The 587-nt window shown below is 45.7% G+C and carries 1 protein-coding gene; it reads right to left on the bottom strand.

Annotation, left to right across the window (positions count from 1 at the left end; all coding sequences use genetic code 11):
* Nucleotides 1–102 precede the first annotated feature (102 nt).
* Nucleotides 103–480 carry a hypothetical protein gene (locus QEH54_RS22830; protein WP_309021045.1) on the bottom strand — a complete coding sequence of 126 codons (378 nt, stop codon included), beginning with the start codon at nt 478–480 and terminating at the stop codon, nt 103–105.
* Nucleotides 481–587: the final 107 nt, after the last annotated feature.

Genomic DNA, 587 nt, shown 5'->3' with positions numbered 1-587 from the left:
GTGTGAGTTGTAGTAGCTGTATTCATAAAGGCACTATATTGACGGGTCGCCTCATGGCGACTCGTCTCTGTGCCTTCTCATTCCTACTGGTTAGGTATTCTTCTATTCATACTCTTCTCCATCATCTCCTCGAATCTTCGCATCCAGCTTTTTGCAGAGTAATCTGGCCGCTTTCATGACTGGATCTGTTTGGTCATCGATATCTCTTGGTGGTGAGAATGATGCGGTACCTTCTGAGAAACTAAATGCATAGATCCATTCTTTCTTTTTGAATAGTCCAAGAAAGCCTCCAGTTTCGAAGAGGACCTCAACATCGATATCCTCAGACTTTATGGTTATCGTGAGGCCTCCAGTAGGTGGAGTACCCGTTACATTCGACTGCGCAAATCTCAGTGTCGGAATTTCGGATACGGCAGATTCCCATTCAGAATCAGAGATTTCTACTTCGTCGGGGCGTTCTATGTGGAGTTGGTATCCCATTTTATTCTACCTAACGTGAAAGCCATACGCGGAAGTCAGCGCGGAGCGCTGGCTGGAGTTGTATGGGCTGACTGGTTGGCTGTCTTCAGTTTTTGATTTGTGTTTAT

Origin of the sequence: Pelagicoccus sp. SDUM812003, from assembly GCF_031127815.1 — a bacterium.
GTDB lineage: Bacteria > Verrucomicrobiota > Verrucomicrobiia > Opitutales > Opitutaceae > Pelagicoccus.
Note: the sequence above shows the minus strand (reverse complement) of the source record. Positions and strands in the feature narration are given on the sequence as shown.

Coding starts and splice junctions, on each gene's coding strand:
- QEH54_RS22830 (WP_309021045.1), bottom strand. CDS start 480: ATGGGATACCAACTCCACATAGAACGCCCCGACGAAGTAGAAATCTCT.